This is a genomic window from Mycolicibacterium vulneris (genome assembly GCF_002104765.1).
GTDB lineage: Bacteria > Actinomycetota > Actinomycetes > Mycobacteriales > Mycobacteriaceae > Mycobacterium > Mycobacterium vulneris.
This window is the reverse complement of record NZ_NCXM01000055.1, coordinates 1-16,522: the sequence shown is the minus strand read 5'-3', so window position 1 is coordinate 16,522 and position 16,522 is coordinate 1. Positions and strand designations below refer to the sequence as shown.

15 protein-coding genes and 2 tRNA genes are annotated in these 16,522 nt (G+C 62.0%); 6 read left to right on the top strand and 11 right to left on the bottom strand.

The window, feature by feature from the left end:
* Nucleotide 1 precedes the first annotated feature (1 nt).
* Nucleotides 2-70: transfer RNA gene (locus B8W69_RS30825), tRNA-Phe, on the top strand.
* Nucleotides 71-102: 32 nt separating this feature from the next.
* Here the strand turns inward: B8W69_RS30825 and B8W69_RS28885 are convergent.
* The 5 genes from B8W69_RS28885 to B8W69_RS28865 form a co-directional block, all read right to left on the bottom strand.
* Nucleotides 103-1,260 (bottom strand): tyrosine-type recombinase/integrase, encoded by a 1,158-nt coding sequence (locus B8W69_RS28885; RefSeq protein WP_008263933.1) that lies wholly within the window; start codon nucleotides 1,258-1,260, stop codon nucleotides 103-105.
* A complete protein-coding gene (locus tag B8W69_RS31720; protein ID WP_008263943.1) occupies nucleotides 1,261-1,494 on the bottom strand; it encodes a helix-turn-helix transcriptional regulator in 234 nt (77 codons plus the stop codon). It lies immediately after the preceding gene.
* Nucleotides 1,495-1,504: 10 nt separating this feature from the next.
* Nucleotides 1,505-2,851 (bottom strand): hypothetical protein, encoded by a 1,347-nt coding sequence (locus tag B8W69_RS28875; RefSeq protein ID WP_020821580.1) that lies wholly within the window; start codon nucleotides 2,849-2,851, stop codon nucleotides 1,505-1,507.
* Nucleotides 2,848-3,270, bottom strand: a complete 423-nt coding sequence (locus tag B8W69_RS28870) for a hypothetical protein (RefSeq protein WP_008263947.1) — start codon at nucleotides 3,268-3,270, stop codon at nucleotides 2,848-2,850. The genes B8W69_RS28875 and B8W69_RS28870 overlap by 4 nt, the downstream gene beginning before the upstream one ends.
* Nucleotides 3,271-3,369: 99 nt before the next feature.
* On the bottom strand, nucleotides 3,370-4,164 hold the full coding sequence (locus tag B8W69_RS28865; RefSeq protein WP_020821582.1) for a GntR family transcriptional regulator: 795 nt from the start codon (nucleotides 4,162-4,164) through the stop codon (nucleotides 3,370-3,372).
* Between the two features lie 79 nt (nucleotides 4,165-4,243).
* Here B8W69_RS28865 and B8W69_RS28860 point away from each other — a divergent pair, with 79 nt between their 5' ends.
* The gene (locus B8W69_RS28860; protein WP_008263949.1) at nucleotides 4,244-4,675 is read left to right on the top strand and encodes an NUDIX hydrolase; all 432 of its coding nucleotides are present in this window, start codon (nucleotides 4,244-4,246) and stop codon (nucleotides 4,673-4,675) included.
* 7 nt (nucleotides 4,676-4,682) lie between these two features.
* Here the strand turns inward: B8W69_RS28860 and B8W69_RS28855 are convergent, their stop codons facing one another.
* Nucleotides 4,683-6,251 carry a hypothetical protein gene (locus tag B8W69_RS28855; protein WP_224097130.1) on the bottom strand — a complete coding sequence of 523 codons (1,569 nt, stop codon included), beginning with the start codon at nucleotides 6,249-6,251 and terminating at the stop codon, nucleotides 4,683-4,685.
* A gap of 264 nt (nucleotides 6,252-6,515) precedes the next feature.
* On the opposite strand from B8W69_RS28855, the gene B8W69_RS28850 reads away from it, so the two are divergent.
* A complete protein-coding gene (locus B8W69_RS28850) occupies nucleotides 6,516-6,962 on the top strand; it encodes a DUF6188 family protein (RefSeq protein ID WP_014710938.1) in 447 nt (148 codons plus the stop codon).
* 28 nt (nucleotides 6,963-6,990) lie between these two features.
* On the opposite strand, the gene B8W69_RS28845 is transcribed toward B8W69_RS28850, so the two are convergent.
* Both B8W69_RS28845 and B8W69_RS28840 read right to left on the bottom strand, forming a co-directional pair.
* A complete protein-coding gene (locus tag B8W69_RS28845) occupies nucleotides 6,991-7,887 on the bottom strand; it encodes an alpha/beta fold hydrolase (RefSeq protein WP_014710939.1) in 897 nt (298 codons plus the stop codon).
* On the bottom strand, nucleotides 7,884-10,970 hold the full coding sequence (locus B8W69_RS28840) for an MMPL/RND family transporter (RefSeq protein ID WP_024636820.1): 3,087 nt from the start codon (nucleotides 10,968-10,970) through the stop codon (nucleotides 7,884-7,886). Before B8W69_RS28840 ends, B8W69_RS28845 begins: the two co-directional genes overlap by 4 nt.
* 796 nt (nucleotides 10,971-11,766) lie before the next feature.
* Between B8W69_RS28840 and B8W69_RS28835 the strand changes: the two genes are divergently transcribed.
* Nucleotides 11,767-12,402, top strand: coding sequence for a TetR/AcrR family transcriptional regulator (locus B8W69_RS28835; RefSeq protein ID WP_014710941.1), 636 nt, complete (start codon nucleotides 11,767-11,769; stop codon nucleotides 12,400-12,402).
* A gap of 58 nt (nucleotides 12,403-12,460) precedes the next feature.
* On the opposite strand, the gene B8W69_RS28830 is transcribed toward B8W69_RS28835, so the two are convergent.
* Nucleotides 12,461-13,654: a cytochrome P450 gene (locus B8W69_RS28830; RefSeq protein ID WP_014710942.1), complete on the bottom strand. Its 1,194-nt coding sequence runs from the start codon at nucleotides 13,652-13,654 to the stop codon at nucleotides 12,461-12,463.
* A gap of 83 nt (nucleotides 13,655-13,737) precedes the next feature.
* Between B8W69_RS28830 and B8W69_RS28825 the strand changes: the two genes are divergently transcribed.
* Nucleotides 13,738-14,319, top strand: a complete 582-nt coding sequence (locus B8W69_RS28825) for a TetR/AcrR family transcriptional regulator (protein ID WP_014710943.1) — start codon at nucleotides 13,738-13,740, stop codon at nucleotides 14,317-14,319.
* 57 nt (nucleotides 14,320-14,376) lie between these two features.
* Here B8W69_RS28825 and B8W69_RS30405 read toward each other — a convergent pair whose 3' ends face one another.
* Together B8W69_RS30405 and B8W69_RS28820 are read right to left on the bottom strand one after the other, a co-directional pair.
* A complete protein-coding gene (locus tag B8W69_RS30405; protein ID WP_131806047.1) occupies nucleotides 14,377-14,688 on the bottom strand; it encodes a hypothetical protein in 312 nt (103 codons plus the stop codon).
* 59 nt (nucleotides 14,689-14,747) lie between these two features.
* The gene (locus B8W69_RS28820) at nucleotides 14,748-16,121 is read right to left on the bottom strand and encodes a rolling circle replication-associated protein (RefSeq protein WP_224097131.1); all 1,374 of its coding nucleotides are present in this window, start codon (nucleotides 16,119-16,121) and stop codon (nucleotides 14,748-14,750) included.
* A 302-nt stretch (nucleotides 16,122-16,423) separates the two neighbouring features.
* On the opposite strand from B8W69_RS28820, the gene B8W69_RS28815 reads away from it, so the two are divergent.
* A tRNA-Phe gene (locus tag B8W69_RS28815) sits at nucleotides 16,424-16,491 on the top strand.
* Nucleotides 16,492-16,522: the final 31 nt, after the last annotated feature.

Here is a 16,522-nt window from a genome sequence, read left to right as displayed (position 1 = left end):
TAGCTCAGTCGGTACGAGCGTCCGCCTGAAAAGCGGAAGGTCGGCGGTTCGATCCCGCCCCTGGCCACCAGTCTTGAGCTGCACGGACGCGGTGATGGCACTCTATGGATGGTTCGGTGTGTCCGGTTCCTGTCCGTTCGCCCGGTTTTTGGCGACGTCCTGAAGCCGGTCGAGATTCGTGGCTACGTGGTCGAGTTCGTCTGAATAGAGGTCGCTGTAGATGTTCGCGGTGACGGTCGGCGTCGAGTGCCCCATCGTCTTCTGGACGTAGCGGAGGTCGGCGCCGGAGGCCCGGGCCAGGCTGGCGTAGGTGTGGCGCAGGTCGTGAATCGTCAGCGGCACCAGTCCGGTTTTCTTTAGGGCTTCGTTCCAGTCGGTATGCCGGCGCCAGTTGTTTGATCTGAGGAACCCGCCATTTGGCGAGGTGATTGCATGTTCTGTGGGCGCGCGATTATCGATCCTTGGTTTGAGCGCGTCGATGACGATTTGGGGGAGTGGGACGGTTCGGGCGGCGGCGCGAGTTTTTGGCGGCCCGACGATGATCCGGCCTTCCACTTCTGGCGCGGCCTGGCGGACATAGAGCCGACGCGCAGTTAGGTCGATGTCGCCGACCCGCAGGCCGACGAGTTCGGACCAGCGCAGGCCGGTGAAGGCGAGGATGATCACCACGTCGCCGTGGTCGCCGCATGCGGCTGCCAGGGCGGCGACTTCGGTGGCGGTCAGATAGCGGTGGCGTTCTCGGGTGGGTATCCGCCCGGATGACACCCCGTCAGCCGGGTTGCTGTGGATTCGACCGTCCTCGCGCGCCATGTCGAGAATCGACCGCAGCAGCCGCAGCGTGGCGAGTTTGGCCCAGGGACCGACGGTCATGGAATCGATGAATTGCTGTATATCCTTTCGGCTGATTTCATCAACCGGGACGTGGCCGAAACGCGGACTGATGCGTAGTTCCCAATGCTGGGTGTAGCCGCTCCAGGTCTTGGGCGACACTGCGGGGCGTTTCAACGCGCTGTATTGCGTCCAGACAGCGGCGAGTTTGGCCCGGCCAAGTCGGGGGTCGAAGCGTCTGGCGCCGATCGCCGCTTCGCCATCCCGGTCGGCCTTGAATGCCCGCGCTTCTCGCAAGGTGGCGAACGTCGACGACGTCTCAGCCCATCCCGACGGGGAGTCTGAATCACGCACCAGGTAGCGCACTTGATAGCGCGGCAGACCGGCCGAATTGATCCGCTTTCGGATACCGCGCGGGACCGATCCGGCCACTTAGCGACGCACCTTACGAAGCCATGCGCGGACTTCAGCTGCGTCCCAACGTCTTACGCGATCAGATAGCGTGTAGCAGGGCGGTCCCACGTCTGCGCCGTGTTCGCGCAATGCGCCCCATCGACTCACCGTCGCAGCGGACACGCCAAGCAGCTCGGCCACCTGCTCCGCTGTTAGAAGCTCTGGAAAGGTCGCTGTCGCGGTGGCGCTGGTTTTGATGCCGAGGGTTGTCATGCCGATGTCCTCAGTTCTCTGCTGAACCAGCGCGACTTGAGCTTGTAGGCCCGTATTCTTGTGCGACAGAACGGATTAGCGAATCGGGCCAGAAGTCGGCGCGTACTCGCATCGTTGACCCGTCTTCGGCGATGACGTATCCGGTACCAGGCTCATTTGGGTTGATCCGATGCGCGGGGGCGGCGTCGGCGAGGCCGTCACCCAAGACCATGGCGACTTCGTCGCGTGAGCGCAGCCGCAGTGCGACGGTTTGGGTGAACAACCCGCGCATGGGCAGAATCTCCTTGCGAGGGTCCTGCATGAATGCGGCGACCACGATGCCTACAGCCCTACCCTTTGTCAGGATGCGTGAGAGTGAGCCCGCAACTTGCTTCCTCAGTGCCGCGTCCGTCATGTATGCGGTCAAGCCCGCGAATTCATCGATGAGCAGCACGACGAGCGGTTCGGCGGTGCTCGGTGTGTGCGAACGCGCTCGGCCGGCCATCCTGCGACCGCGGCTGTCTAGTAGCTCCTCCAAGTTGGTCAGCAGTCTCGCGGCGTTGGCCTCGGTCGTCGCAATGCCGCTGAATAGTGCAGACCCGACTGACACTTCGATCCCGTACTTGAGATCCACGGCGAACAGCCGCACGGTTCCCGCCTTGATGGCTGGGCCTAATCCGCCTGCAATGCCCCAAAAAACGGAGCCCTTGCCCGCACCCGAGCACCCAACAGTGAGGGTGTGCAGGCCGGCGACGCGCAGAGTCCATGCCGACCCATTCTCACGCCGGCCGACCTCGACGCCCGTCGGCTCGACGCTGGTTGGGAATGCAGCGGTCTCTGCCTCTGAAAGGCATTGTTTCATAACGAATTCCACGCGAACCGTGCCGGGGCCGATCAGTGTCGAGCGGGCGGAATGCGCCCCGACAGCGTCACGAATTGCGGGGACCGCGTTTTCGAGGTCGTCCACCGTCTGGCCGGTCCGTGTTCGGACTGTCATCCGTAGGCAGTCGCCGAACATGCTCACCCCGAGAAGGCGAGGATGAGTCCAAACTGTCCTCGTCCTGCTCTTGCCCTGTGCGTCCGTGCGTGTGACGTGCTCGGGAGTCGACAACCCGCAGGCCTTGGCAACCCGTGGCCAGGAGATCGATGCCCAGATCAGCCATCGGGCCCGACATGCTGGTGTTGCAACATAACGCCCAAATGTGGCGGGGGAACGCACTCTCCAAACGACGAGCGAAACGGCGACCACGCCGATCACCGCAATGAGCCACATGGCGCCGACCGCCAGCAGGTGCGTGAGGTCAAAGAAGTCGATGCCGGCGTCGGGATCTGGAATCGAATACGGATCGCTAGGTACTACGGGGTCGTACGGACTCATGCTGACACCCGGTCTCCCGCTGAGGACCCCGCCTTGCCGGTGTCCGCAGTCATACCCGAGGCCCGAAACGACCACGCGATGCGGCCGGATTCGCTCGAACGGTCTACGTACGGCAATATGTATAGTTCCTCGAAAATCACTGGTGTGAAGGGCATTCCGGCAGTGTTCGGTGGGCACACAGGCTGCTTGGGCGTTGCGAACTTGACGGTGAGAGTGCGCGCTCGCTTACTAGCTGTCGGGTCGCCGTCGAGGACTTCGACCTGCCACAACGGAGCGCCTGATTCTCGATCAGTCGCCTGGACCTTGTTGTCCTTCGTCGACCGCTCGTAATCGATCACCGCCGTCACGTCGGACACCACAAACGCTTTGCGTGGGAAAACCTGCTGGTGTGACACCTTGAGCCATTTCGGCACAGACATTTGTCGACCTTTCATGAGAACTGCTCTAGACAAGTTGAGGTTACATAGTCGTCTAGAGGAGTGCAACGGTCGACGCCCAGTTGATCGAAGACTTTGGGCTCAGCGGGCCGGGAACTCGTATTCGAGCAGGTAGGCGGAAGCAACTTTCACCGTGTCGCAGACCTCAACCGCCACGTCATTCGCGTCATATGCGGTTCGCAGCACTGTCAATACGGGAACGCCTGGTTCGAGTTCCAGTTGCCGCCGTTCTTCGGGAGTGGGCATTCGGGCTGCGACCTCCTCGGTGAAGTGACCGAGTACGTGGCCATTCTCTTCCAGTCGGGCGTAGATGCCCCCGGGCCCAGTGTCCACCTGCTCGATCCTCGTGCCTTCGGCGAAAGCAGCCGGGATGAAGGAGACCGCCGTTTCAACCGGTCGGCCATTCGCCAGGTAGCGGCGCGATCGCACGACGATGTCATCGTCCGGTGATAATCGAAGTCGTTCCGCTACAAACGAATTCGGCTTCTCGCGGCTCACCGCAATATTGTCGACTTGCGGCGAGTAACCCGATTTCTCGGCCTCGACGGTAAACGCCGCCTTGCCTGCCGCGCGATGCTGTCGCGCGAATCGATCCGACGCGAGCCGGCGGATGGGGGGCGTCGGGCGAATAAACACCCCGCGGCCATGCTGCGAGACGACCAGTCCCTCGGAACGAAGCTCCTGCACAGCTTGTCTTACCGTCATGCGTGCCACACCGAAATGCTCGATAAGTTCCGTCTCAGACGGCAGTCGTTCCCCGGGAGCTAGCCGGTTGGAACGGATCGCTTCTCGCAACATGCCCGCGATCTGCCGATATGGCGGCTTGTCATCGGCTCTGTCGATTTGTCCAAGTTGCAGCACCCGCTGGCCTTCCATCACATGTCTAGACGACTAGTCTAGGAAGCCAGTCAACCCGTGTCTCTTCTGCCGGCATCGAACAAGGAGGACCCCAGAAATGGCAACCTCGCCTAAGCACTCGGTCAGTGTCGCCGGCATCGTAGTGCGTGACGATGATCGCGTTCTCGTGATCAGGCGGGACGACAACGGCCACTGGGAAGCCCCTGGTGGTGTACTCGAACTAGGCGAATCTTTTGAGGACGGTGTTCGGCGCGAAGTCCTTGAGGAAACCGGATTGACGGTGAAGGTAGAACGTCTCACCGGCGTTTACAAGAACCTGACCCATGGGATTGTCGCTCTGGTCTACCGCTGCCATCCGGCCGATGGGGACACTCACCCCACTGCGGAAGCCCGCGAGGTTCGTTGGATGACAAGGGAGGAAGTTCAGTCAGCGATGAATCCTGCATTCGCGGTGCGTGTACTGGACGCGTTCGACGAAGAAACTCATTCGCGGGTCCATGACGGCGTCAACCTCGTGTCGGGCTGCTAGGGGTCCACTACACGCTGTCCGGATGTAATCCGAACAGTGCTTGATAGAACACTGCTCGCTTTGGGGGCGCTGGCTCGACCTCGCCCGGACGAGCCTGCACGCATCCCAGGAACGCACTAGACGACGGCGCATTCGCCGGTTTGTTCCGGACGATAAGTTTCGTGAACGCTTCGATGTACTCGAGCGCCGCTCGGATGAGGGTGAAACCGGTTGTCGCAAGGTCGGCCACCATTGACGAACCGGTAAAGGGCGAAACAGGTTCGGTCTGCCACACTCCCAGCGCGTCGTAGTGGTGCTGAGTCATCTCATTGTCGGCACCGAGGGCTAACTCGGGAATCACACTGAGATTCAGCGCCACGTTCATCGTGTTGCCGTAGCTGCGGCCAGGGTGGGTGTCGACGGCAAGAACGCCATCGTGGATGTGATTCCTCAACTGCTTGCAGAGCCACGCATACACCCGCAGGCGCGTCACGTCACCCAAAAGTGACTGGTCGTACTGCGTTCGCACTTCCTTGTCGATGAAGGTCCGCGAGTCGAGTGATCCCCGAGCCTTTTTCCGATCAACTGACGGGTCGACCATCGCTTGGTAAGCACGCCCGAAAATATCGAAAACTGCTGCAAGATAGAGTAATTCACGGTCAAAAGCTTCAGCGGTAGCCTCGGCAACATCTTCGTTCCGCTTCCCGTCCAGCGGGTTCGACAGCGCGGCCAGCAGATCGTCGAACGCGCGCGCTGCACGTCTCAGGCGGATGCGAACCGACGTGAATGCCTCTGCGGCCTCAGGTCCACCTTTAGCGGCAGCCGCAAACATTGAAGCGGCATCGAAGTATGGCAATCCGCTGACCGTGCCCCAGTCGTAAAGATTGACGATGGTCGCAGTCGACTCCGTCGTCTCCCAGCTTCCGCCACCCACCAACATGCCGCGCTCGACCGTCACAACCGGATTGCTAGTCACCCGCAAGTAGTGACCGATGAGTGGTACAGCCGCGTCGGGTGTCACGCTGACGACCACATCGTTGTCGGCGACATCTGTTCGTCCCGCAGTGGGGGCGGTGGTGACGATGGCATCGATGCCAACAGCCCCGGCGGCGGCAGCATAGGCAGCTGCACGATGTCGCTGATCGAGCGTCAACGGGGGGAGGCCGTCCGGCGCATCGTGCTCATCGAGCTGCTGGTACGCGGCGAAGAACCGAGCCTTGGACCAGGCACGGTAGCTCTCGCCACGAGCGGTGCTGACGGAGAACTCGGCCGCGTCGCAGAACTTGCCTGCGTCAGCTACGTTCGTGAAATTGACGGTGTGGCAAGGCGGTTCATCGAGCAACTCGGTCCACCCGCTCGGAGCTTCCGTTGCCGCCGGGATCAATAGGTGCACCTCGATCTCGTCGCGCGTCAGGAACCCGGTGATGTAGCCCTCCTCCGGCGGCTCCGCGATGGTCCCGACATCAATGCCCAGCCGCACCGGGCGCGTTGCCGGCCTCAATGGGTACAGAGGCTCCAACTTCGAGTCTCTCGTCGGCGGCCGAACGTAGCGCATGAAGCGCCAGTTGGGCCGGCCGGATGGGATGGTGATCGCCATATTGGGATGGTCGCACTTGGGGATGACAACTCAGATCGGTCCGTAGTGTTCGCATTCCGACGACTGCATGCATACGGCAGGTCAACCGACCGCAGCCACACCAGAGCCGCACGGCAGGGGAGGCGCGCGAGCGCATTGATCGAGGTTTGCAGCGCATTCTTGATGCATGGAACGCCCGCGATAGCGCATAGGAATACTAATAGTATCGTTGCGCTACTATCGGTAGCATAGATGGGACTCACCGACGCGTCGAAGGGGGCGGTTATGCACACGCAATGGATTGAGCAATGCACCGTTCAGCGAGTCTCGCTGCACGAAGGGCTCATACTCGACCTCGACGGTTACAACGAATTGGTGATTTCCCGACCGCTGCGACTGACCCTCCCGCCGGCAGGAGCCTGGCCGTCGGATGAAGTGTTGATCGACCCCATCAACCTTTCGCCCGAGGAGCGGCCACTGTTGGACCTTGCCGGAGCGATCTGCACGCGCGCCTGGTGCGACGACGACGGGGCCTTACATCTCTGTTTCTCCCCCGGCCACCGCATCGACGTCGACCCGGATGTAGCGGCGACCTCGTGGGAACTCTATGGCAAGTGTCACGGATACGTGGCGTGTCTGCCGCGAGGTCGCGTCCGAGCGATTCGGCACGACCTTCCTGTCGACGAGAATGACTCAGACGCAACACAACCCAAAGCCATGGCACATCAGTAGCCCGGGTGGCTGAAGACTCGCTGGATGCTTATGTCAGGGTCCTCATGGCGCGGTCGAGGAAGTCGGTAACCGCGGCGGTGAACGCGTCGTTGTTGTCGCCGGCAACCATGTGACCGGTGCCGGTGACGTCCGTCGTTTCGGCGTGCCTGACGAGCTGGCGGAATTCGCTGACGGTTTCCTGGGAGACTACGTCTGAAAGTGCCCCGCGTACCAACAGCGTTGGGGCCGTGATTCGACGTGCTCCTTCGGCGAGGAATCCGCTGATGGCGTCGAACTCCTCGCTGCCCGTCATGAGATTGCCTTGGAGGACATCGAAGTTGGAGCTGATGAAGGCCGGGTCCCAGCGCCAGATCCATCGGCCATCGCTACGTTGGCGCAGAACCTTGTGCAGGCCGTCGAGATTTTCGGGTCGCGCGCGGCGTGGGTTGTATTCGGCGATGACATCGGCGGCATCATTGAGCGTGCCGAATCCGTCGGGGTGTCCGGCCATGAATGACAGGATGCGACGGGCCCCATGAAATTCCATTCGCGGGGTGATGTCGACCAGGACAACGGCTGCCCAGAGGTCGGGTGGGGCCAGCAGATGGGTAGCGAGGATGATCAGCCCACCCAGCGACGCGCCGACGACGGCGGGGGGACTGTCGGCGCTGACGTGTCCTCGTACCGAGATCAGATCGGACACAAACCGTTCGATGTCATATTGTCCGCTCGGGTCCCAGTCGCTGTCGCCGTGACCTCGTGTGTCGTAGGCGACGACGGTGTAGCCGTGGGAATAGAGTCGACGGGCGGTGGTGGCCCACGCGTGACGGTTCTGGCCGCCGCCATGGAGCAGCAACACGACGGGGTGAGTCGCGGCGTGCCGGTAGCAATCGGCCACGAGAGTGATCCCGTCGCTGGTGCGGATGCGCTCTCGGCCAATTGTCATGTGGTCCGGTGTGGTCGGCCGTTGTGAGTCGAGGATTTCCGTTGCGGCCACCAGCTGGCCTCGCGCAGGAGCGTAGCGATCGCGGGCACCGTGAGGGTGCGAACGACGAAGGTGTCGAGTAGTAGGCCGCAGCCGACGATGAATCCGACTTGGATCATGATTCCGACAGAGCCGACCATCAGGCCGAACATACTCGCGGCGAAGATGAGCCCGGCTGAGGTGATGACTGAACCGGTGTTTGCGACCGTGCGTAGCACGCCGACGCGAATGTTGTGAGCGGATTCTTCGCGTAACCGCGAGATCAGCAGCATGTTGTAGTCGGCGCCGACGGCGACCAGGATGATGAACGCCACAAGCGGTACGGGCCAGGCGATTTCCTTACCCAGGCCGTATTGGAAGACGAGCGTCCCAATGCCCAGTGCCGCGCCATAGTTGAGTACGACCGTACCGAGGAGGTAGAGCGGGGCCAGCAAGGCACGCAGGAGAAGGACAAGGATCACTCCGACGATGACGAGCGTGGCGATCGCCAGCAGATGAAAGTCGGCCGACAGCAGGCGCTGAATATCGGAGTTGACGGCGGGGAAACCGGCCATCGATATCGTGGCGTTGGCCAGGGAGGTGTTCGGGCGTGCGGCCCCGGCAACTTCGGTGATTTTCTGAGCGAGATCCATCGCTTGGCTGCTGTAGGGGTTGTAGCTCGATTCGATCGCGAAGCGGGCGGTCTTGCCATCGGCCGACATAAAATGTTTTGCCACATCGGCGAACTGGCGATTCTCGAAGGTGTTGGCGGGCAGGTAAAAGCCGCTGGCGTTGTCCGAACCGGCGCTGGACCGCGCGGAATTTTGTAATTGGGTGGCGACCTGACTCATGCCGGACAACATTTCGATGTTGCTGTCGGCAAGGGTGTGCACGCCGGTGGCCAGGGCTTGTGCACCCGACGCGAGCTGGCTGATGCCGTTTTGGAGGCGGCGGATATTGCCGGCCATGTCGGCGGGATCGCCGAGTGCTCCGAAAGCCTTGTTCAGCGAGGTGACCGTGCTCTGCAGATCTGCTACGGTGCCCGCCGCATTGTCGCTGCCCGGCTGGTACATGTCGCCCAGGTTGGCGAGCTGGCTGAAAAAGCCGCCATCGCGCAAGGTCACCAGAATCTGCACCTGATCGCGGATCTGGGCACACTCGGGTGTGGTGGCACACCACGGGGAGGTGTTGAGCGCACCAACCAGCGGATCGATCGTGGCGATCGCGTTTTGGGCTTGTTGAGCTTCTTGACGCAGTCCCGGCCCGGTTCGGATCGCTTGATCGATGGTTGGTGTGGTAGCCGAAAGTTGCTGCAGCAGAGGGCGAAAGTGTTGAAATTGCGATCCGCTGGACTGGGCTTGGGTAAGGACCGCGGTCAGCGGTGTCAATGCCGTGCGCAGGGTGGTGTCAAGTTGCGCCAGGCCGCCGGCGAGTTGGTCGGCGCCACTGGTGAGTTTGGCCAGGTCGTCCTTATGGGCGTCTCCCTTGGCGACCGCGCCGGCCATCTTGTTGCCGATCTGGCCGTTTTGCCACGAGAGCTGTGCCTGATCGAGGCGTGCACCGGTGGGCCGAGTGACACCGGAAACCTTGGTGACGCCCGGCAATTGCGACACTCGAGACGCCATTTCATCTAGGTCGGCTAGGCCTTTACTGGTGCGCATATCTGTGGGTGATTCGACGACCATGAACTGTGTGATGACGATATCTTTGCGGAAATGCCTATCCAGCAAGCGATAGCCCTCATTGCTGGTGGTCGTCGCCGGCTGTCCTTGCCGATCGTCGTAGCTGATGTGCATAGTCAGCGCGACAGCCGCGAGGCCTAATACAAGTGCCAGGCTGGCGGCCAGCAGTGGGGCGGGTCGGCGGACCACGGCCACGGCGATCCAGTTCCAGTATCGGCGCGTGCGGTCAGCTTTGGGTTCGCCAATGCCATGTTTCGCGGCAAGCGCCAATACCGGAGGAAACAACGTTACTGTAGCTGCGACTCCGACAAAGACAGCGATCGCGCACGCCGGGCCTAATGCGCTAAATACGCTCAGCTTCGCAAAGACCAAGGATAGAAACGCAAACGCCACAGTCGCGGCGGAAGCCATGATCACCCGCCCGATGGTGGCGGTTGCGTTAATCACAGCCAGGTCAGCCGAAATCATCTGGCGGCGCTGCTCGTGATACCGGCTGATCAGAAACACGGAATAATCGGTGCCGGCACCCAACAAGATGGCAGTCATGAACGCAATCGTGAATTGCGACACCGGCATTCCTGATTCGCCCAGCGCCGAGAGCACCCCGCGCCCGACCGCCAGGCTCACACCGATCACGAGCAATGGCAGCAACGCGGTAACTAGTGACCGATAGATGACCAGCAAAATCACCGCGATCAGACCGGCTGTCACGATGGAGATGCCAATCAAATCCTGCTCAGCCGAATCGATTAGATCGCTGAATGTCGCGGGAGGTCCGGTTACACGAACGATCGTGGACGTACCGCTAAACGACTCGGCGACAATAGCGCGCACCGCCCGAACGGATTCCGCCGCTCTAGGATCGCCGAGCGTGCCAGCTACCCCGACCGGCACATACCACGCCTTGCCATCCTGGCTCATCGCCTGACCCGCAGTAACGGGGTCGGCTAACAGATCCTGAACCAGTCGCACGTGCTGGGAGTCGGCACGCAACCGCGAAACCATCGTTTTGTAGCGCTGACGCACCGGCGCAGTCAGGCCCGTCGGGTCCTCGAATGCAACAAAGACGGTGGTCTTGGACCCCTGCTCGCCGAATGCCGTGCCCATCCGGTCAACCGTCTGCAGCGATGGAGCATCAGGGGGGACCAGATTCACCGACTGCTGTTTCACAACGGTTTCCAGCTGGGGGAACAGCATCGCCAGGACGCCGGCGGTCACCACCCACGCCCCGATGACCAGCACCTTATGTCGGATGCTGAACCCCGCCAGGCGAGCTAGTCGATCACTGTATGCGCCCTCGCCCGCCGCGACCTTGCGAAGTTGCTCCCGAACTGGGCGACTCAGCGTCGCCACCCCCGAGGAAACCCACCCGTTGTCCGCCATCCCCCACCTCCGTTATCCCAAAAGAAACTAACGGTGTCGGAACAGTACCGCTAGTACCCTTTCGCTTCGTCGCCGAAACCGCGACAGGCGTGCACCCGTCGACCGCTACCGCACTACTCACCTGGATTGGCCCGAGAGCACCCCGCAGGCGACGGACCAGCATTTCGCGCCTGGCGCGACGTGCCCCTCGGCGCGCAGGTTGATTGACCGTGACGACGCACCGTCGCCGAAATTCTGAAAGGTTCATGAACGCCGCAGACGAAAAGCCAGCCGGGAAGTTAGCCTGGTGGGATCGTCGTGCACGTGGTTGTACATTTCCCGGTTCATCAAATTGTCGTCCAGGTATGAGCAGTAGCGAGGCGGGTAATGCCGAGGACGAACGCGGTCTTGGTCCGGCGGCGTTCGGTGGATGTCACTGGTAATGGTGCGGCCGCTGAGCCTGAAACCGCGAGCCGCACTCATCCACACTTGGGTCCTGGTTAGCGCAAGCAGCGCATTCATCGCAGAACGCCATCCTCGGCGTGTGCGAGTCCCTGCCGCACAAGTTGGGAGGGTTCGTGGGATGGCCTCATGAACCGACATGCCAGCCGTGCATTGGTGGCCTTTTGGACCACGGGTTGTTCGAGCCGTTGCCTGATCACGAATCCCCCTACTACGCACAAACCCCTACGAATAACTGTACTATTGGTAGCGCTATGCTACCAACAGTAGCGTTAGTTGGGTAGTGGCTGGATCAATCGCCAATGCAGATGCGATTCGGTGCGGGCCAGGTATGCGTAGGGTTTACGGTGACCATATGGAGCGCGACGGTTTTGACATGCCGGTCGACGACGATGTCGATCCGCGCCTGGTGCGCTCCCGGACCCGGCTATTAGATGCAGCCACCAAACTCCTCAGCGCCGGCGGGATTGAAGCCGTCACCATAGACGCGGTCACCAAGGCCTCTAAAGTTGCGCGCACGACCCTCTATCGCCACTTCAGCAGCTCCACTCAACTACTGGCCGCCACATTTGAACGGCTGCTGCCGCAGGTTCACCTTCCGCCGGCGACGGGATCGTTGCGCGACCAACTCATCGAACTGTTGAGCCGACAGGCCACGCTGTTCCAGGAGGCGCCGCTGCACGTCACCACACTGGCTTGGGTCGCGCTTGGCCCAACATCAAACAGCACTCAGGAGACCTACGATCGGCACGCGCTGCGGACCCGGATCATCGAGCAGTATCGCCAGCCGTTCGATCTACTTTTGCAAAGCCCCGAAGCCTGCGCCGACCTCGATGAATTCGACCCCGAGCTGATCCTGTGCCAACTCGTGGGGCCGGTCGCCTTCGCGCGCCTCACCGGGCTGCGTGCCATCGATCGTCAAGACTGTGAGCGCATCGTCGATGACTTCCTCGCCGCGCACCGCCGCAAGGTCGACGAGCCCGCATCGTAGTGATCCCGCTCCGCGGGAATGGCGCCGCCCCAGCCGCTCTGCCTGACGCGCAGTTCGGCTAATTTGCCGACCACGAGATAGGCAAAGACATATAGCCCCGGATGAGGCCCGACCGCAGGCGCTGCGCGTTCTCTAGGTCGACTTCCCAGTTGGGCACTCGGGCCAGCAGGGCGCGCAACGCTATCCGGGCCTCCATCCGCGCTAATGACGCACCGAGACAGAAGTGGATACCTCGGCCGAACGCCACTTGATGTTCGGGTTTGCGCCCGATATCGAACACGTCGGGATCAGCAAACACTCGTTCGTCACGGTTAGCCGAGCCGAACAACAGCAGCACTGAATCACCGACGGACATCGTGACGCCATGCAGCGTGACGTCGCGGGTCAGAGTTCGTGAAAGTCCTTGCACCGGTGAGTCATACCGGAGGAGCTCCTCAACTGCGGGACCAAGCAAGTTGTCATCGGCGACTAGTCGTCGGCGAATGTCGGGATCGCTCGCAAGCACTACTGCGGCGTTGCTGAGCAGGTTCGAGGTGGTCTCATGGCCTGCGATGAGCAGCAACAGGCAAAAGCCAAGGAGGTCCTCGTCAGTAAGACGCTTTCCGTCGATCTCGGCGGACACCAAGGCCGACATCAAGTCGCCGCGCGGTTCGCGTCGACGCTCGGCGAGGAAGTCGGTGAAGTAGGCATAGACGGCCGCAGCCGCGGCCAGCCCCTCGCCCATCTCACCGCGCGCCGGATTGGACTGGACCATCGTGGTTGACCACTGCCGAAACTGTGCGCGGTCCTCGCGAGGAATGCCGAGCAAATCAGCGATCACCATGGCCGGCAGGACGGCGGCAAAGTCGGCGGCAAAGTCAACCGACCCTGCGCCCCGGTCAAGGCAATCTGATAAATCCTCCGCCAGGTCCTCAATCCCACTACTTAACGCCGCGATGCGCCGCGGGGTGAACGCCTTGCTTACCAACGCGCGCAGCTGATCGTGTCGCGGGGGATCCATCAAAATCATCATGGGCAAGAACGATGCGTGGAAATCTGAGCCCGGTGGAGTTGGAAATATGCCGTCCACGGATGAGTAGGTGTGATGGTCAAGCAGCGCGCTGACGACATCTTCGTGGCGACTGAAAACCCACGTGTTGGAATCGGCTGCGCGATACAGCGGGGCTTTGTCGCGCAGCTGCCGGTAGATGGGGTAGAGATCGTCCTGAATCGTCGCATCGAACGGGTCGTAGCGAAGTTGCACCGTCGTCATCTGAGCTCCTACCGCTGTGAATCTAATTATACGGCTGTCTAATCCAGTAGTTTAGACTGTAAGTCCAACCGAGAGGAGCGTCAATGCGCGAGGTTCCGCGAAAAATTGCCGACCGCCTGCCGCCGGCGGCGGCACTTTTCGCAGACCGCGGGCTCAACGACACCAAGATCGAAGACGTCGCCGCCACCACCGGCATCGCCAAGGCCACCCTTTACTACTACTTCGCCGGCAAAGAGGAAATACTCGCCTTCCTCCTCGAAGACGTCCTACAGCAAGTCGCGCACGAGGTCGCCGCAGTCGTGGAGGCAGAAGGCTCCGCCGCTCAGCGCCTGCACGCAGTCATCAGTGCCCAGCTGCGCGTGATGGCACAGAGACCCGCCGTCTGCCGCGCTCTCATCGGGGAACTGGGCCGCGCCGCCCGCATGCCCGTCATCGCCGACATGATCAGCGCCGCATACTTCGCACCCGTCGAGACGTTACTTCGCGCTGGCGCCGGCGACGGCTCACTCGTGACCCTCGACAACCCAGCAGTTGCCGCGATCGCGCTATTCGGTGCCGTCACGACCAGCGCACTGACCTACCTAGTGCTTGACGATGCGCTCGACGAAGATCGAATTGCCAGAACAATTCACGACCTCGTTTTTGTCGGTTTACGACCGCGCTAGCCGTCCCCCGCACCGCGTGGACGGTAGTGCGCAGCTGAGCATGGCCCGCGACTCGGACTATCCGGAGCATCCAGGCGACGCGGGGTCGTCGGAGTGAGCTACAGACAGCGCGTGACGCAGCGGATGAAGTACGGCTGGCCCACCCGTATGCACCGCCAGCCGCAGCTGCTCAATGACTGTGTGCACCTGACGTCGCTCTTCAGTGTCGGAAAGTCCGAATTCATAAAGCTCCCAACGATATTTATGATCCTCCAGCCGCAGGAGTAGCTCGTTGATCACGTTGTCCAGGTCCATCTGCTCAGCGGCCAATTCCTGATGATTCCTCGGCCGCTCACCATCCGGCAGGCGCGGCGACAGTTCGATGGTCACGTGCTAAGCGTATGTAGCCGGTTGCTGCAATGCGACGGTCAGAGGTGAATTGCGTTAGATCACTTACGGCCCGCGAGTTGTTCGTCGCGCACCGCCTTCGCCCGATCCGCCGATAACGCTGCCGCGAGCTGGGATGCGAACGCTGGTCCGTCGTTCACAAGGGCGTAGCCACCCGCGAAGCCGCCTTGGCGGCAGAGAAGTCGCCTCCGACAGACGTTGCGGTGGCGTACTTTGCCAGTCTTGGAGTTTGTTCGTTGAACTGCGACGCGGGTCATTCGCGGAACGAGTGCGGTGGGGAAGCAGTGGGTGCAATCGCTATGAATGGCCTGTGAGCGAGACCACCGACGGATGATCCTTCGGGCCGTCAGGTATGCGTCCTGGGCGATCTCAACGACTGCGGTTGCTCGTTCCAACCCGTGGACCCCCCAAAAGCGACCCGGTCCGCGGCCCGGCCGCCGCCAGGCCTCCGGAACGATGTGCTGGTATTCCTTGTCGCCCAATCTATTCGGTGATGAGTGCTTCGTGAAGTAGATCGCCAAGCGTTTGGGGTCGCAAGCACGCAATCCGTTGAGGCTGTCGATAGCCGTACCGGCGCGCAAGTGGCGTGTGCGTTGTTCAGGGTCGGGATGGGCGACGACTTCCGCCCATTCCTGCGACAACCATTCGCTGAACCTACGGCCTGATCGACCGACGGTATACGGGGGAGCCATCCATAGGTGAATGTGTGGTGCGCCGCGGCGTTGAAATTCCATCTTCCAGATGTAGCGCGCTGGTTCACCCCATTCGCGCTGAAATCGTTTGCGCCACAGCATCATATGTCGCTTTACGCTGGCTCCATCGGGTGCGACCGATTCCCAGTCGCCGGGGTAGGTCAGCGTGACCATCGCGGGTACCCGTCCGCTTTCCACCATCGGCGTGTAGTCCAGCTCGGCGAAGGTGCGGCACATCGCCGCACGCGACTTGCGGGACCATTCGGTGATCGCACGGCCCGACGGGTCAGGCACATCACGACCGGCCTTTATGCGGTCTACCTCGCCCGCTACGTCCTGCATGTGCTGGCCCACGGTCCGCTCAGATGCCTTCTCCGCGCGAACGGGATTGGTCCAGCCGAGACGGACGACGCCCGGGCCGATCGTGATCCGGAATCGCCCGCACTCAGGTTCGACATCCAGCCGGTCCCGTCCATGCGCCCATGGTTCGGCCGGTTCGAACAGCGCCGCTGCCGAGGCCACCATGTTGGGCCTCGGGAACCGCAGCCCCAAGGCATCCGAGGCCGACAGTTCCGCATCAACAATGCCGTCGACGGTGTCGCGGACACTTTTGGCGCATATAACAAGCCCGTTGGTCCCAGCCGGAACACGGTCTACGCCGCTCCCGCCGTCCGACCGACCGCTACCGCTCTCGCGCCCTGCGGCCTTGCCGGCCTCGGGCACTCGCGGTCTACCGGCGTCCGCCGCTCCGTCCGTGTTCCGGCTGGCCGTTCGGGTTGTGTCCGGCCGAAGGGTGAGTCGCTCCGCAATCGAGCTCGTTGAATGCGCGCTCGACCTCGTGATGCCGGGCATCGGGTACCTGCTCCCCGGGAGCCCCCAGCGCGCATCACTGAGTGACGGGCGATGAAGGGTCCCTTGTCGGGAGTGCTGTCACCGTGTCCGGTCTGTGTCCGATCGCCGGACGAGCAGCCTGCGTCAGACGCGCTCAGCGCGGCGTATTTGACGTATGGGAGTCATTAAACCGCAGGCCAGCGGCCGTTCCATCCACCTGAAAAGCGGAAGGTCGGCGGTTCGATCCCGCCCCTGGCCACCAAGGATCTGCGAATCCTCGGCGTAGCGCGCGT

What these genes read in the sequence shown, in the direction of transcription:
- B8W69_RS28860 (WP_008263949.1), top strand. Translation starts at nt 4,244, where the DNA reads ATGGCAACCTCGCCTAAGCACTCGGTCAGTGTCGCCGGCATCGTAGTG.
- B8W69_RS31720 (WP_008263943.1), bottom strand. Translation starts at nt 1,494, where the DNA reads ATGACAACCCTCGGCATCAAAACCAGCGCCACCGCGACAGCGACCTTT.
- B8W69_RS28855 (WP_224097130.1), bottom strand. Translation starts at nt 6,251, where the DNA reads ATGGCGATCACCATCCCATCCGGCCGGCCCAACTGGCGCTTCATGCGC.
- B8W69_RS28865 (WP_020821582.1), bottom strand. Translation starts at nt 4,164, where the DNA reads ATGGAAGGCCAGCGGGTGCTGCAACTTGGACAAATCGACAGAGCCGAT.
- B8W69_RS28845 (WP_014710939.1), bottom strand. Translation starts at nt 7,887, where the DNA reads ATGACAATTGGCCGAGAGCGCATCCGCACCAGCGACGGGATCACTCTC.
- B8W69_RS28830 (WP_014710942.1), bottom strand. Translation starts at nt 13,654, where the DNA reads ATGACGACGGTGCAACTTCGCTACGACCCGTTCGATGCGACGATTCAG.
- B8W69_RS28875 (WP_020821580.1), bottom strand. Translation starts at nt 2,851, where the DNA reads ATGAGTCCGTACGACCCCGTAGTACCTAGCGATCCGTATTCGATTCCA.
- B8W69_RS28850 (WP_014710938.1), top strand. Translation starts at nt 6,516, where the DNA reads ATGCACACGCAATGGATTGAGCAATGCACCGTTCAGCGAGTCTCGCTG.
- B8W69_RS28835 (WP_014710941.1), top strand. Translation starts at nt 11,767, where the DNA reads ATGGAGCGCGACGGTTTTGACATGCCGGTCGACGACGATGTCGATCCG.
- B8W69_RS28840 (WP_024636820.1), bottom strand. Translation starts at nt 10,970, where the DNA reads ATGGCGGACAACGGGTGGGTTTCCTCGGGGGTGGCGACGCTGAGTCGC.
- B8W69_RS28825 (WP_014710943.1), top strand. Translation starts at nt 13,738, where the DNA reads ATGCGCGAGGTTCCGCGAAAAATTGCCGACCGCCTGCCGCCGGCGGCG.
- B8W69_RS28870 (WP_008263947.1), bottom strand. Translation starts at nt 3,270, where the DNA reads ATGTCTGTGCCGAAATGGCTCAAGGTGTCACACCAGCAGGTTTTCCCA.